The organism is Streptacidiphilus sp. ASG 303 (genome assembly GCF_020991365.1).
GTDB lineage: Bacteria > Actinomycetota > Actinomycetes > Streptomycetales > Streptomycetaceae > Peterkaempfera.
Map to the genome: position 1 here is coordinate 120,293 of NZ_JAJLRA010000012.1, position 14,856 is coordinate 135,148.

Here is a 14,856-nt window from a genome sequence, read left to right on the forward strand (position 1 = left end):
CCGCCCCCCGGCCCGCACCGGGCGGAGACCCACGGCGACCGTCCGCCCGCCCCCGGCCTGTCCCGCCGCGTCGCCGGCACCCACATGACCGCCGCGTGGGAGCCGCCGCAGGAGGAGCCGGCCTGGGGACCGCCCCGTGAGGACCCGCAGGAGAGCAGGTCCCTCGTGGAGCAGTTCGAGTCCGGTGCCTCGCGGGCCATGCGCGACCGCGACGCGTCCCGCCTCAGCGGCTCCGCTCCGGCCGCGCCCGCGCAGTCCCCCTCGGCGTCGTACGCGCCCGGGGCGGCCCCGGCGCACCCGGTGCCGCACGCCCCGGCCGCCCACCGGCAGCCGCCCGGCGGGGCGCCCGTCCAGGGGGTGCCGCCGCAGTCCCCCGACACCTTCCACGGTTTCGTCCGCAACCTCCAGACGGAGATCCGCACCCTGGCGGAGCGGCAGTCCTGGTCCGTGCCTCCGGCAGCCGGACCGGCCGCCGCAGCACCCCCCGGCCGCACGGGGCCCCCGCGCCCTTCCCCGGCGGCGGAACCCGGCCGCCGCAGGGCCTCCGGCGCCGGGTGCCGGGTGCCGGCCTCGCCCCCGACCTGGGGCGCCCGGTCGTCCCGGTCGGCTCCGTCGTCCGGAACCCGGACGCCGTCCGCGCGGCCTTCGAGGACTTCGAAGCAGGTGCCGCCCGCGCCCTCGCGGAAACCTTCCGCGAGGATCACACCGACAAGGAGACACGTCCGTGAGCTCTCCCCTGAGCGCCGAGGTCAACAACTTCAACTGGCTCCTGCAGCGGTTCGCCACGCAGACCACCGGGGTCACCGACGCGATCGCCGTCTCCTCGGACGGACTGCTCATCGCGACGTCCCACAGCGGCGACCGCGCGTCCTCCGACCGTCTCGCCGCCATCGTCTCCGGGATCACCAGCCTCGCCGGCGGCGTCTCCAGCGGGCGGGCGCTGGGCCGGATGAACAAGGTGATCATCGACATGGAGGAGGGGTACCTCCTGGTGTCGGCGATCGGTGCCGGATGCGTGCTCGGGACCGTCACGGACAAGAGCACCAACCTGGGGACCATCGCCTATGAGATGACGCTGTTCGCCAACCGCGCCGGCGCCACCCTCAACCCGCACCTCATCAACGAATTGAAGAACTCAGCGCAGGTATGAACCGTCCCTGGGAATCCGCACACCGGACGTCCGAACCCCTGGTCCGCCCCTACCTGAAGGTGCAGGAGCCGCCCCCGGCCGAGTGGTCGGTCCCCGGATCGCCGCGACTGCGGCCCTTCCTCCTGACCGGGGGCCGGGCGAGGCCCGACAGTGCCGAGATCGTCCTGGAGGCCCAGGTGGTGGCGACCCGGCAGGGCCTCGCGACGGTCTCGCGCCTGTCCTTCGAGCACGGCGACATCGTCACCCTGTGTGCCGAGCCGCTCTCCCTGGCGGAGATCTCCGCGCGGCTCTCCTTCCATCTCAACGTGGTGAGGGTCATCGTGGGGGACCTTCACGCCGCCGGCTACCTGGCGGTGACGACACCCCATCTCGACGCCCCGCACGACGTGGAAACGCTTCAAAGGATCATCCGTGCTCTCAAATCCCTCTGCTGACAACCACCACGACGCGGTCGCGGTCCGTCAGGCGCCCGTCCCCGTCAAGATCCTCGTCGCCGGCGGGTTCGGGGTCGGCAAGACGACCACTGTCGCCAGCATCTCCGAGATCACACCGCTCACGACCGAGGCGGTGATGACCTCCGCCGCCGCGGGCGTCGACGACGGCACCGCCGTGCCGGGGAAGACCACCACCACGGTGGCCATGGACTTCGGATGCATCACCATCGACCCGACCCTGAAGCTCTACCTGTTCGGGACGCCGGGCCAGGACCGCTTCGGGTTCATGTGGAACGACCTGGCCCGCGGAGCGCTGGGGGCCCTCGTCATCGTCGACAGCAGACGTCTGGACGACGGCTATCCGGCGGTGGACTACTTCGAGAAGCTCGGCATGCCCTTCGTCGTCGCGGTCAACCTCTTCAACCACGAGCTCGCGCACGACCTGGACTCCATCCGCTGGGCCCTGGCCATCGACGACCGGACGCCCCTCATCGTCTTCGACGCGCGGGACAAGCGGTCCGTGCGGGACGCCCTGCTGAGCGTGCTGAACCGGTCGCTCCAGATGGTCTCGGACCACGGCGGCGCCCCCGTGTGAACCGGCGGGCGGGGTGCGGCGCCCCGAACCCCGCCCGCCCCGCGCCCCGGCGGACGGCCAGTACGGGCGCCCGCATCCCCCTCCCGCCTTGCCCGGCCGCCGGAAACGGCGAAGGATGACTCCGTACGGGACCCGGGCGGGCGGTCGACTCGGGCGCGGCCGTACGGGCCGGGGCCGCGGTCGGACCCGGTCCCGCGGACCGCACCGCCGGGCTCCACGCGGCCTGCGCCGGGCTCGCCCCCCGGTGCCCGGGGGAGCCGTCCCCGCCGGGGACGCGCCCATGCACACGACGGGCGAGGAGGACTCCCCGGGGCTTCCCCGAGGGGTGGTGCGGCCGGATTCCCTGGAGGAGGCGCGTGCGCAGACGGAGAGGTCCGGAACCGGGCGGTCCGCCGCCGGGGAGACCGGTGGGGTCACGTTGACCGGACGACGCGAGGCCCTGGCGGAGTTCCTGGGCACCGCGCTGCTGCTCACCTGCGGCCTCAGCGCGATCGTCCTGGACTTCTCGCCGGGGTCGCCGGTGGCCGCCCTCGTCCCGGACGAGTGGCTCCGCAGGCTCCTGACATCGCTGCTGTTCTCCGCCTCGGCGACGGCGGTCGTCTACTCGCCGATCGGCCGCGTCAGCGGCGGGCACATCAATCCCGCCGTGACCCTGGCGTTCTTCCGGCTGGGGAAACTCACGCCCGGGAGTGCCGGTGCGTACGTCCTCGCGCAGCTCTGCGGGGCTGCTGCGGGCACGGCGGTGGTGCTGCTCGCCTGGGGCCACCGGGCGGCGGAGGTGCGCCTCGGCGCCACCGTTCCGGGCCGCGCCGGGACCTGGCCGGCCCTGGGGGTCGAGACGGCTGCGACCTTCCTGTTCGTCGCCCTCGTCCTGGCCTTCACCTCCAGACCGGGGATCGCGCACCTCACGGCTGCCGCGGCAGGCCTGTTCGGGATGTTCCTGACGTTCTTCGCGTTCCCTGTCTCGGGGGCCGGCCTGAACCCCGCCCGCAGCTTCGGCCCCGCCCTGGTCGGGGACGTGTGGACCGTGCTGTGGATCTACTTCGCCGGCCCTCTCCTCGGGTCCCTGGCTGCTTCGGCCCTCTTCCGTGACCGCGTCGTCCCCTGCGGCAAGCTCATCCACGACCCGGGCTACCGGTGCCGTTTCAAGAACTGCCTGTACGACCGGAACGCCGGAGCCGGGCCTCCTGCGCAACCGGGGGAGCCGTCCCCGGTCCGCCGGGGGCGGACGGCCGCCGCCCGGGCGCGGCTCATCCGGCGGCCGGGCGGGGGCGGAGGTGGGTGGCCGCGCTGAGCAGCGCGAGCGCGGCGCCGAGGGCGAGGTCGGCACGGATGCCGTACGCGTCGACGACCATGCCTCCGGTGAACGACCCGGCTGCGATGGCGATCTGGCTCGCGCTGACGAGGAGCGCCATGCCCCCCTCGGGCGTTCCGGGGGTCGCGCGCAGGATCCACGTCTGCAGGGCCAGGGGGACCGCGCCGAAGGCCGCACCCCAGACGACGACGAGCGCGACGACCGCGGGTGCCGCGCCGGACAGGAGGGTGAGGAGGGCGGCCGCGGCCGCGGTCAGGACGGTCGCGGGGACGTACACCCGGCGAAGGCTGCGGCCGACGGCCGCTCCGGCGGCGAAGTTGCCGGCCAGCCCGGCCACACCGTAGGCGAGCAGGGTCCCCGTCACGGCGGAGGCGCCGAAGTGCGCCTGCTCCTCCAGGTAGGGGGTGACGTAGGTGTAGGCGGCGAAGTGCCCGAGGAAGACCAGCGCCGTGGCCAGCAGGGCGGTCCGGGCGCCGGGGTTGCGCAGGACGGCGGCGAGCGCCGCAGGGCGGAGCGCTCCCGCAGGCGGCAGGGGGGGCAGCCTCAGCAGCATGGCCAGGAGCGTGAGCAGGGCGGCACCCGCCGCGACGACGAAGGCCGCCCGCCATCCGGCGAGGTGGCCCACCAGCGCGCCGAGCGGCAGGCTGACCACGGTGCCGGCCGAGATCCCGGCGGTGATCAGGGACGTGGCCCGGTGGACCGCCCGGGCGGGCACCAGCTGCGCGGCGACGCCGGCGCCCATCGACCAGAACCCGCCGACGCCGACGCCGAGCAGGACCCGGGCCGCCACCATCCATGCCAGGGAGGGGGCGCAGGCCGCCACCACGTTGGAGGCCCCGACCAGCACCGCCAGGGCGACCAGGACCTTGCGCCGGTCCAGCCGCCCCGAGGAGACGGTGATCAGGGGAGCCGTGACCGCGGCCGTCAGGCCGGGCGCGACCACCACCAGGCCGACGGTGCCGAGGGAGACGTGGAGGCCGGAGGCGATCACGGGGAGCAGCCCGATCGGCAGGAACTCCGTCAGCACCAGCACGAAGCACATCAGCGCGACGGAGACCACCGCCGGCCAGTCGCCTCGCTGCCGCTTTCCGGCCGGTTCCGGGTGCGGTGCCGGATCCGGATCCGGCGCCGGGAGCGTCGGCCGTACGGCCGGAGCCGCGCTGGAAGGGGTGCTCATGCTCTCTCCTTGGGGAGTGCGGGACTGCTGGGCCCTGCCGTGCCGACGGGCGGGTCCTGGCTCCCTGGAGGCGGAAGCGGGCAGCGGTCGTGGGATGCGGCCCGGGTGGTGCAGGCGTCCGACCGGATGACCTCCGGCCCGCGCATCCTGCCGGGTGATGTAACAATAGACATTACATCCACGGTCCGCAGCCGGGTTTCACGGCGGCGGGACGCCCTCCAGGACATGCGGTGCGCGCGCACCGGGCGTGCACTTGACGGGGGAGGGTGGGCGCCGTATGTTTTTTATCGAACGCTACAAAATATCTCCGCCTCCCGGCGAGCCCCGTACGCGGGCCCGGGAGAACGGGGCATGCGCGCCGGAAGATGTAACGAAAGTTGTTCCTTCCGCCGGAGCGGCCATACACCTATCGCGACTTGGAGCACCACAGCATGGGACAGCTTGACGGCAAGACGGCCATCGTCACCGGCGGTACCAGCGGCATCGGCCTGGCCGCCGCACAGCGCTTCGCCGCCGAGGGCGCGCACGTGTTCATCACCGGCCGCCGCCAGGAGGCGCTGGACGCCGCCGTCGCGCAGATCGGTCCGCGCGCCACCGGCGTCCGCAGCGATGTGGCCGACCTGGCCGACCTCGACCGGCTCTACGAGGCCGTCGAGGGGCAGGGACGCCGCATCGACGTCCTGTACGCCAACGCGGGCGGCGGCGAGTTCTCCACCCTGGAGCAGGTCACCGAGAAGCACTTCGACGAGACCTTCGGCACCAACGTCCGCGGCATGCTCTTCACCGTCCAGAAGGCGCTGCCGCTGCTGAACGACGGCGCTTCGGTGATCCTCGCCGGGTCCACCGCCGCCACCTCGGGCGCCGAGGCCTTCGGCGTCTACGCCGCCTCCAAGGCCGCCATCCGCTCCTTCTCCCGCACCTGGGCCAACGAGCTCAAGGGCCGCGGGATCCGCGTGAACACCCTCGTCCCCGGTCCCATCAACACCCCCGGCAACGCCGGCCTGGCCCCCAACGCCGAGGAGGCCGCCAAGCTGCACGCCTTCTTCGCCAGCCAGGTCCCGCTCGGCCGCATGGGCCGCCCCGAGGAGGCCGCCGCCGCGGCGCTCTTCCTGGCCTCCGACCAGAGCAGCTTCGTCACCGGCACCGAGCTCTTCGTCGACGGTGGCCTCAACCAGGTCTGACGCGGCGGCGGGCCTCCCCGCCGTACGCAGGGCCCCCGCCCGGGAGCGGGGGCCCCGGGGGCCGGCCGACGCAGACGTCGTCTGCGTCGGCCGGCCCCCTCCTTCATCCCTGCCGCCGGCGTGAGGCCCGCGTGGCGGCAGGACCGAACAGCACGCCACACACAGACGGGACTTTCGCCATGGACGTGGGACGGACGGGAATCTGGAGCATCGAACTGCGGACCGAGGCCCCTGGAGCGATCCAGGATGCCGCGGCCGAACTCGATGCCATGGGCTGGGGCGCCCTCTGGATCCCCGGTCTCGGGGGCGGCGACATCATCGGCGACGCCGAACGGCTGCTGAGCGTCACCGGCGGCACCAAGGTCGCGGTCGGCGTGCTGAGCATCTGGCGCCACCGCGCTGCCGAGATGGCGGCGGGACACGCGCGGCTGCGGGAGCGGTACGGCAGCCGGCTCATGCTCGGCCTCGGCGTCAGCGACCCGGCCGCCGCCCGTGAGGCGGGACGCGACTACCGCCCGCTGTCGGACATGGGCGGCTACCTGGACGAACTCGACGCGGCCCCGGCCCCCGTGCCGTCGGACGAGCGCCTCATGGCCGCGCTCGGGCCCAGGATGGTCCAGCTCGCGGCGCGTCGCACGGCGGGTGTGCACCCCTTCCTCGTCACCCCCGAGTACTCCGCGGCGACCCGCGAACTGCTCGGCGAGGGGCCGCTCCTGGCCCCGTACCAGGCGGTGGTGCTCGACCCGGACCCCATCACGGCCCGCGCCGCCGCCCGCGACTTCCTGGGCATGTTCCTGTCCATGGGCCACTACGCCCGCAACCTCCTGCGCCAGGGCTTCACCGAGGAGGACCTGGCGGACGGCGGCAGCGACCCGCTCATCGACAGCGTCGTGGCCTGGGGCGACGTCGAGGCCGTCGGCAACCGCGTCCGTGCCCACCACCAGGCCGGGGCCGACCACGTCTGCCTGCACGTCCTCGGCGGGGACTCCGGCATGCCGCTGCCCCAGTGGCGGGAACTGGCGGCTCTCGCCCGCTGAGAGGCCGGCTCCGCCGGGAGTCCGAGCGGCCGGCCGCGCCGCCGGGCCTCCCGCCGGGCGTCGGGTGCCGCCGCCGGTGGTCCCGGACTCCGCGAGACCCGGACTCCGCGAGACCCGGCCGCCGCACCCGGCCGGGGCCGCCGGGCCCGGCGGCGGAGGCCGGTCCGACGCCGGGCCGGACGCCCCCGGGAGGCGGCGGTCGTCCGTGTCGGCCCGGGCCGTCCGGCGCGGGGCGCCTACCGCTGCTGGGCGAGGACGTTCCGCAGCACCTCGGCGACCGTGGTGTGCGAGAGCTCCTCCTCCATCTGCTCCTCCAGGCCGCTGTAGACGCGCTGCAGGGCGGGCTGTATGCCGAAGCCGATCGGACAGCCGGTGTTCGGCGGCGTGTAGTGCATCCCGAACAGGCCTCCGCCCCCCACGGCCCGGTACACCTCGCGCAGGGTGATCTCCTCGGGCTCCCGTGCCAGGGTCCAGCCGGCGCCCGCCCCCCGCTTGGACTGCACCAGTCCGGCCTTGCGGAGGTCGCCGAGGCACCGGCGGATCACCACGGGGTTGGTGTTGACGCTCACCGCGATACGCTCCGAGGTGGCGACTTCGTTGTCGTGCCGGTCCAGGGACATCCAGGTCAGCACATGGACGGCAATCGTCATTCTGCTGTTCGCGCCCACCTGGAACCTCCTCGTCCGGCCGGCGGGGCCGCCGTGGCGGACCGGCCTCCGACCCGTCTGCGTCTCGGAGCAATCGTAACGTTTCATGTTACATCGCGGAACGCTCCCGACGCCACCGGGCCCCCGGGCCCTTCGCGCGCCGGTGTGCCGTGCCCCGGGCCGGCACGGCCGGCGGCCGTGCCGGCACTCCCGGCACCGGCTCCGGGAGGCCGCCCCACGGCCGCGCTGCGGGCTCCTCGCCCTCGGGGGTCCTGTCGTGCCGACGCAATATTATAGTGAGCGCTATGCGGGGAACGGATGGAGGGGAGCGCCATGGCGGGAGGACGGCCGCGCGCCTTCGACGTCGACGAGGCGCTGGACCGTGCGCTGGAGGTCTTCTGGCGCCACGGTTACGAGGGCGCCGGGATCTCGCAGCTCACCAGCGCCATGGGCATCAACCCGCCCAGCCTCTACAACGCCTTCGGGAACAAGCAGGAACTGTTCCGGCGGGTCCTCGACCGCTACGCCGACGGCCCTGCGGGCTACATGCGGGAGGCCTTCGACGAGCCCACCGCCCGCCGGGTCGTCGAGCGGCTGCTGCACAGCGCCGCGGACGCCACCACGCGCCCGGACCACCCCCGGGGGTGTCTGACCCTGCAGGGCGGACTCGCCGCCTCCCCCGGTGCCGAGAAGGCGGTGGACGAGCTCGCCGGACGCCGGGCCGCCGGCGAGGTGGCGCTGCGCATGCGGATGGAAAGGGCCAGGGACGAGGGGGAGCTCCCCGCCGGCACGGACCCCGCCGATCTCGCCCGCTACTTCGCCACCGTGCTGCAGGGCCTGGCCATCCAGGCCGTGGGCGGTGCGAGCGCCGACGAACTGCACCGGGTCGTCGACCTCGCGATGCGCGCCTGGCCGGCCGGCGGCTGACCTCCGGTCCTGACGACCGGCCCCGGCCGCCTGCCCGGCCGCCCTGCCCCGCCCGGCGCACCGTCCCGGCCCGGGTGCGGCCACGGGCCGCCCCGGCGGGGCGCGGGGGAGCGGCTGCGGCGGATCCGGCAGCGGGTCGGCCGGCGTCGGCCGCCGGGGTCCGTCGCGGCACAGTCCCGTTCCGGGTGGGAGGATGGAGGCGGCCCCCGGGGCGGCCGTCCGAGGACGGGGTGCGGGAGGGGGCGCCGCAGTGCCCGGCGCAGCCCGATCCGCGCGACCGTCGGAGGCCCTTCCATGACCAGCCCCACCGATGTCCGGGAGCGTGCCGGAACCGTCCGCGGGCGGCTGCCGTGACGGACGGCCTGCCCCCTCCTGCGGCGGGCTACCACGGCGGTGAGCTCTCCGCCCAGGAGCGTGCGGGGTTCCGGCCGTCCGCCGCGCGCATGCTCCCCATGGTCGCCCCCGCCCTCCCGCGCGGGGCCGTCGGCTTCCTGGCGGCGCAGCGCGTGCTGTTCGTCGGGGCGGCCGACACCGAGGGGCGGGTGTGGGCCTCCGTCCTCCACGGGGATCCGGGGTTCCTGCGCGTCCGCGACCCGGGCACGCTGGAGATCGCGGCCCTCCCCGCCGCCGTCGACCCCCTCGCCGTCACGCTGCGGTCCCCCGCCCGCACGGGCACCCTGGCGATCGACTTCCGGGCCCGGCGCCGCTTCCGCATGAACGGCCGCACGGCACCCGCGGGCCACGGCCTGCTGCTCGCCGTCGACCAGGCGTACGGGAACTGCCCGCGGTACATCCAGAGCAGGACGCCGGGGGAGGCCCCGCCGGGCGCGCCGGCGCGCCTGCTCTCCGCGGGCGACGCCCTCGACGAGGGGCAGCGGAGGCTGGTCGCGACCGCGGACACCTTCCTCGTCGCCTCGGTCTCCGCCGACGGCGACGCCGACGTCTCGCACCGGGGCGGCAACCCGGGGTTCGTCCGGGTGGAGGCGCCGGACCGGCTCAGCTGGCCGGACTACGACGGCAACACCATGCTGATGACCCTCGGCAACCTCACGGCGCATCCGGCGGCGGGGCTCCTCTTCGTCGACTGGCGGTCCGGGACCGCACTGCACCTCACCGGGACGGCGACCGTCGACTGGGACCCCGAGGCGGCGGCGGGAGTCCCGGGGGCGCAGCGGATCGTCCGTTTCGCGATCGCCCGGGTGGTGCAGGTCGACCACCCGGAGGCCCCGTCGTGGTCGCCTCCGCACTTCTCCCGTTTCAACCCGCCCGTGGCGGACCGTGCCGGGTGACCCCGGCACGGTCCGCCCGCGACCGCCCTCCCGGGGAGGCGGGCGGCCCGACTTGCGGCATGCGGTCCGGGAGCCGATCGTGGGAACCACCGCGTCCCCGCCCCCCCGACGGCGTGCCGCCGACGCGGTCCACCGTCAGGGCCGAGGGCCCTCCACCGAGCCGCAGCCGGCGGGACGACGACGCCGGGGCCCGAACGGCCACCGGCCGGGCCGTCCGCCTCCGCCCCACCGAGCGAGGGACCATGAGCCACCTCACCACCCGTTACAGGACAGCCGTCGTCGACGGCCTCGAGGTCTTCTACCGCGAGGCGGGCGACCCCGCGAACCCCACCCTCCTGCTGCTGCACGGGTTCCCCTCCAGCTCCCACATGTTCCGCAACCTGATCACCGCCCTGGCCGATCGCCACCACCTGGTCGCCCCCGACCACATCGGCTTCGGGCAGTCCGCGATGCCCCCGGTCTCGGAGTTCGCGTACAGCTTCGACAACCTGACCAGGATCACCGAGGGACTCGTCGAGCAGCTCGGACTCGAGCGGTTCGCCCTCTACATCCACGACTACGGAGCCCCGATCGGCCTGCGGATCGCCTCCCGCAACCCCGAACGCGTGACGGCGCTCGTCACCCAGAGCGGCAACGCCTACGTCGAGGGCTTCACGCCCTTCTGGGACGTGCTGTTCGCCCACGCGAAGGACCGCGCGGCCAACGAGGCGGAGGTCCGGAAGCTCTTCACGCTCGAGGCGACGAAGTGGCAGTACACCCACGGCGTGCCCGCGGACCGCCTGGAGCTGATCGCCCCGGAGGCGTGGCTGCTGGACCAGGCGGGACTCGACCGCCCCGGCAACGACGCCGTCCAACTGCAGCTCTTCTGGGACTACCAGTTCAACCTGGACGGCTACCCCGCCTTCCAGGAGTACTTCAGGACCCACCGGCCGCCGCTGCTCGTCACCTGGGGCAGGAACGACGAGATCTTCGGCGCCGCCGGGGCCGAGGCGTACCGGCGGGACCTGCCCGACGGCGAGTTCCACCTGCTCGACGCCGGGCACTTCGCCCTGGAGACGCACCTCGAGGAGATCAGCCAGTACATCCGTGCGTTCATGGAGCGCCTCCCGTAGGAGGGGGACCCCCTGGGCCGGCACCGCCCCGGACGCGCTCCGCCCCCGGTGCCGGCCCCCGCACACCGTCACGGAAGGCGAGGTGGCGTCGCATGGCGTCGGTGGACCCCGAACGTTCGGAGTGGGACGTCGTCGTCCTGGGCGGCGGTGCCGCGGGGGAGAACGCGGCCCAGTACGCGACGCAGTGGTCCGGCATGGACGCGGTGATCGTCGAGGACGCGCTGCTCGGCGGCGAGTGCTCCTACTGGGCGTGCATGCCCAGCAAGGGGCTGCTGCGCCCGGTGGAGGTGCTGGAGTCTGCCCGCCACGTGCCGGGGGTCTCCTCGCTGGTCGCGGGCGCCCGCCTCGACGTGCCGGCCGTGCTGGCCCGGCGCGACGCCATCGTGAACGGCCTGTCGGACGCCTCGCAGGTGCAGTGGGCCCTCGGCGCCGGCATCGACGTGGTCCGCGGGTACGGACGGCTGACCGGTGAGCGCACGGTGTCCGTGACCACCCGGACGGGAGGGACCCGCACCCTGACCGCCCGCCGTGCGGTGGTGGTCGCCAACGGCTCCGCACCCGCGGTCCCGAACGTCGTGGGCCTGTCCGAGGCGCGGCCGTGGACGTCGGCCGACGCCACCACCATGCGCGAGGTGCCGGAACGCCTCCTCGTCCTGGGAGGCGGGGTCGTGGCCTGCGAGGCGGCGACCTGGATGCGCGGCCTCGGGGCCGAGGTCACGCTGCTGTACCGCGCGCGGCTGCTGTCGAAGAACGAGCCCTTCGCCGGGCGTCTCGTCGCCGACGGCCTGCGGGCCGCCGGGGTGCGGCTGCTCCCCGGCTGCATCCCGGTCCGGGTCGACCGCGCCGACGCCCGGGACACCGGTGTGGGCGCCCTCCACGGGGGCGAGGTCACCGTCACGCTCGACGACGGCACCGTGCTGCGGGCCGACGAGATCCTCGTCGCCACCGGCAGGCGGCCCCTCACGGGCGACCTCGGGCTGTCCTCGGTTGGACTCCCGGACGGCGGCTGGTTGGAGGTCGACGACCACCAGACCGTCACCGCGGTCCCGGGGGAGTGGCTCTACGCCGTCGGGGACGCCTGCGGCCGCTCCCTGCTGACGCACATGGGCAAGTACCAGGCGCGGGTGGCGGGCGAGGTGATCGCCGCGCGGGCCGCGGGCCTGCAGCCCCCCGACGACCGCACGGGCCCGTTCAGCTCGTACGAGGGGCACCGCGCCGTGCCGCAGGTGGTCTTCACCGTCCCCGAGGTCGGGTCGGTCGGCATGACCGAGCACGAGGCGGCCGCCGCCGGACTCGACGTCGAGACCGTCGAGTACGACATGGCTGCCCTCGCCGGCACCTTCGTCATGCGCGAGGACTACCGGGGCCGCGCCAAGCTGGTCGTCGACGCGGCCTCGGACGTCCTGCTGGGGGCCACCTTCGCCGGTTCGGGCGTCTCGGAGCTCGTGCACTCGGCGACGACGGCCGTCGTGGCGCGCATGACCACGGCGCAGCTGTGGCACGCCGTCCCCGGCTACCCGACCGCCAGCGAGGTCTGGCTCCGCCTCCTGGAGGGGCTCTCCGCCCGGCGCCACACGCGCTGACGGCGGGCCGGGGCCCGCCGGACCCGGATGCGGGCCGTGCCGGACCGGCCCGCCCCGCCGCCGTGCGGGGACAGGGGCACCGACCGGGCGCTGATCCGTTGGGGTGCTGTCCGCAGGCGGCGCCCCCGCCTTCGGCCGCGGGACCGCCGCGGCGGGCTAGCGTGACGGCGCCGCGGGCGCACCGGCCGTCCGACGCGCTGCGCCGCGGGGGCGCGGGCGCCCCGGCGGACCCCAGCGAGCAAGCAGCAAGGAAGGCCTCACATGTCCAACCACTTCACCGGCCTCAGCCTCGGGCCGCCGCTCGGCGACCAGCGCCTCGACCTGTGCGACCTGTACGCCTTCCAGGCCCCCGGTGATCCGGAGCGGACCGTCGTCATCCTCAACGCCAACCCCAACGCGGACGCCCTGCACCCCGACGCCGTGTACCGCCTGAACATCGACAACGACGGCGACGACCTGACCGACATCGCCTTCAGCTGGGTCTTCGACCCGCCGTCGGCCGACGGCTCGCAGACCTACAGCGTCTACATGGCGACCGGTGCGGAGTCCCGCCGGCCGGAGGCGGTCGGCACCAGGATCGTGTCGGACGCCGCCGTCTCCTTCGGACCCCGGGCCAACGTGGTCAGCAGCGGCGACTACCAGGTGGCCGCGGGCAGCCGCAGCGACGCCTTCTTCTTCGACTTCGACGGGATCAAGAACCTGTTCGACACCAGCGGCAACCGGAACTTCACCGCCCCCCACCTGGGCGGGAAGTCCCCGTGGACGGGCGTCGACTCCAACAGCACGGCCAATGTCTTCTCCATGGCCGTCGAGCTGCCGACCGCCGAGCTGGCGCCCAGCCCCGAACTGCGCATCTGGGGCCGGTGCAGCGTCCTGCGCGACGGTGGGCTCTTCCACGCGGACCGGGCCGGGCATCCCTCGATGAGCAGCTTCTTCAACACCGACGACACCAAGGAGGAGTACAACGCCGGCGAGCCGGCCGGCGACCGGGCCAGGTGGACGGACCAGTTCGTCCACCTGCTGGGCCACACCGGCGGCTACACGCGCGAGGAGGCGATCGCCGCGATCGACGAGCACGGCCTCCTCCCGGACGTGCTGCACTTCGACCCGTCGAAGCCCGCCGCCTACCCCAACGGCAGGACGTTCACGGAGGACGTCATCGACGTCCGTGTCGCGTTCCTCACCAAGAACGAGGCGCCGCCCACCGGCCTGACGCCGCACACCGACACCCTGGACCACTTCCCGTACCTCGGCGACCCCCACCCGGCAGGCGCCTCCTGACGCGGATCCCGGAGGGGAGCCTTCCCGGGCGGCCGCCCGGCTGCCGGGGAACGGACGGCGACCGCTGCGGGCGCCGTTCCGACCGGATCGGCGGGTCCTGGCGCAGCGGTCGGCCGGGGCGTCCGGCACCCCGGCCGACCGCGGTGCGGTACCGGTGCGGTCCGGTCCGCGGCCCGGAGCCGGCGGCTGCTACCGGGCCAGGCCGATGACCAGCCACATGAACGCCGTTCCCGCGACGGTGAGCAGCAGGGTGGGGCGGGAGGGGTGCGGGGTGTGAGCCTCCGGCAGGATGTCCGAGGTCGCCAGGTAGAGGAGGAACCCCGCGAAGAAGGCGAGGTACAGGCCGAGGATCCGTTCCGGGATGGCGAAGGCCAGCGTCACCGCCGCGCCCGCCATGGGCGCGATCGCGTCGGCGCCCACCAGGGCCAGGCCGCGCCGGCGGTCGTTCCCGTAGAGCTGCATGATGGTGTAGGTGTTGAAGCCGTCGGCGAAATCGTGGGAGATCACGGCGACCGCCACCACGGTTCCGGTGGTACCGCCCGCCTGGGACGCCGCCCCGATGGCGAAGCCGTCCATGAAGCTGTGCCCGACCAGCGCTCCGGCGGCACCGATCCCGAGGCCCTGGGCCCGGTTCGGGGAGCCGTGGGAGTGGCGGTGCGGTACCGCCCCGGGATGCTGGTGCGGGCGGTACTCGTCCTCGTGCGCGCGGTGGATCGCCATCGACCGCTCCGCGATGTGCAGCGCCAGGAAGCCGGACACGAACAGCAGCAGGGCCAGGGAGACACCGAAGAACTCTGCGGAGTCCACCGTCAGCGCCTCCGGCAGCAGGTCGAAGGCGATGATTCCCAGCATCAGTCCTGCGGTCAGCCCCAGCACGAGGTGCCGGCGGTCGCTCACGCGCTGGGCGGCCCAGCCTCCGAGCAGCGTGGTCACGGTGGCACCTGCGGCCACCAGGAGAGGCGACATGCCGCACCCCTCTCGAGCCGTGGGCATGGGATCCGACGCGGCGTGCTCCGTCCCATCATCTGCTGCGTGCGCACGCACCGCACCCCGAACCGCCGCCGTCCTGCGTCCGGTCCGACCCGTGCCGCAGGGGGCGCCGGACGGATCCCCCGGTTCCGGCCCGGC

General features: G+C 74.4%; 14 protein-coding genes. 11 read left to right on the forward strand and 3 right to left on the reverse strand.

Going from position 1 to position 14,856, the window contains the following annotated elements; all coding sequences use genetic code 11:
• Positions 1-724 precede the first annotated feature (724 nt).
• The 4 genes from LO771_RS17375 to LO771_RS17390 all read left to right on the forward strand — a co-directional run bounded on the left by LO771_RS17375 (position 725) and on the right by LO771_RS17390 (position 3,473).
• Positions 725-1,150 (forward strand): roadblock/LC7 domain-containing protein, encoded by a 426-nt coding sequence (locus tag LO771_RS17375; RefSeq protein ID WP_230653417.1) that lies wholly within the window; start codon positions 725-727, stop codon positions 1,148-1,150.
• Positions 1,147-1,584 carry a DUF742 domain-containing protein gene (locus LO771_RS17380; protein ID WP_230653419.1) on the forward strand — a complete coding sequence of 146 codons (438 nt, stop codon included), beginning with the start codon at positions 1,147-1,149 and terminating at the stop codon, positions 1,582-1,584. Before LO771_RS17375 ends, LO771_RS17380 begins: the two co-directional genes overlap by 4 nt.
• Positions 1,562-2,179 (forward strand): ATP/GTP-binding protein, encoded by a 618-nt coding sequence (locus tag LO771_RS17385; RefSeq protein WP_230653421.1) that lies wholly within the window; start codon positions 1,562-1,564, stop codon positions 2,177-2,179. Before LO771_RS17380 ends, LO771_RS17385 begins: the two co-directional genes overlap by 23 nt.
• Positions 2,180-2,597: 418 nt before the next feature.
• Positions 2,598-3,473: an MIP/aquaporin family protein gene (locus LO771_RS17390; protein WP_230653423.1), complete on the forward strand. Its 876-nt coding sequence runs from the start codon at positions 2,598-2,600 to the stop codon at positions 3,471-3,473.
• Here the strand turns inward: LO771_RS17390 and LO771_RS17395 are convergent.
• Complete coding sequence (locus tag LO771_RS17395; RefSeq protein ID WP_230653425.1) at positions 3,430-4,671, reverse strand: MFS transporter; 1,242 nt, start codon at positions 4,669-4,671, stop codon at positions 3,430-3,432. The two genes, LO771_RS17390 and LO771_RS17395, sit on opposite strands and share 44 nt — an antisense overlap.
• Positions 4,672-5,102: 431 nt before the next feature.
• On the opposite strand from LO771_RS17395, the gene LO771_RS17400 reads away from it, so the two are divergent.
• Both LO771_RS17400 and LO771_RS17405 read left to right on the forward strand, forming a co-directional pair.
• A complete protein-coding gene (locus LO771_RS17400) occupies positions 5,103-5,852 on the forward strand; it encodes an SDR family oxidoreductase (RefSeq protein WP_230653427.1) in 750 nt (249 codons plus the stop codon).
• Positions 5,853-6,031: 179 nt separating this feature from the next.
• Positions 6,032-6,889: a TIGR03620 family F420-dependent LLM class oxidoreductase gene (locus LO771_RS17405; protein ID WP_230653429.1), complete on the forward strand. Its 858-nt coding sequence runs from the start codon at positions 6,032-6,034 to the stop codon at positions 6,887-6,889.
• A 236-nt stretch (positions 6,890-7,125) separates the two neighbouring features.
• Here the strand turns inward: LO771_RS17405 and LO771_RS17410 are convergent, their stop codons facing one another.
• Positions 7,126-7,557 (reverse strand): Rrf2 family transcriptional regulator, encoded by a 432-nt coding sequence (locus LO771_RS17410; protein WP_230653430.1) that lies wholly within the window; start codon positions 7,555-7,557, stop codon positions 7,126-7,128.
• Positions 7,558-7,869: 312 nt separating this feature from the next.
• On the opposite strand from LO771_RS17410, the gene LO771_RS17415 reads away from it, so the two are divergent.
• From LO771_RS17415 to LO771_RS17435, 5 genes are all read left to right on the forward strand, one after another.
• Entirely contained in the window at positions 7,870-8,463 is a 594-nt protein-coding gene (locus tag LO771_RS17415; RefSeq protein WP_230653431.1) for a TetR/AcrR family transcriptional regulator, read from the forward strand.
• A gap of 350 nt (positions 8,464-8,813) precedes the next feature.
• Positions 8,814-9,752 carry a pyridoxamine 5'-phosphate oxidase family protein gene (locus LO771_RS17420; protein ID WP_230653432.1) on the forward strand — a complete coding sequence of 313 codons (939 nt, stop codon included), beginning with the start codon at positions 8,814-8,816 and terminating at the stop codon, positions 9,750-9,752.
• Positions 9,753-9,994: 242 nt separating this feature from the next.
• Entirely contained in the window at positions 9,995-10,864 is an 870-nt protein-coding gene (locus LO771_RS17425; RefSeq protein ID WP_230653434.1) for an alpha/beta fold hydrolase, read from the forward strand.
• A 92-nt stretch (positions 10,865-10,956) separates the two neighbouring features.
• Positions 10,957-12,447, forward strand: coding sequence for an NAD(P)/FAD-dependent oxidoreductase (locus tag LO771_RS17430; protein ID WP_230653436.1), 1,491 nt, complete (start codon positions 10,957-10,959; stop codon positions 12,445-12,447).
• Between the two features lie 261 nt (positions 12,448-12,708).
• Positions 12,709-13,728 carry a DUF4331 family protein gene (locus LO771_RS17435; RefSeq protein ID WP_230653438.1) on the forward strand — a complete coding sequence of 340 codons (1,020 nt, stop codon included), beginning with the start codon at positions 12,709-12,711 and terminating at the stop codon, positions 13,726-13,728.
• 189 nt (positions 13,729-13,917) lie between these two features.
• Here LO771_RS17435 and LO771_RS17440 read toward each other — a convergent pair whose 3' ends face one another.
• Positions 13,918-14,694, reverse strand: a complete 777-nt coding sequence (locus tag LO771_RS17440) for a ZIP family metal transporter (protein WP_230653439.1) — start codon at positions 14,692-14,694, stop codon at positions 13,918-13,920.
• Positions 14,695-14,856: the final 162 nt, after the last annotated feature.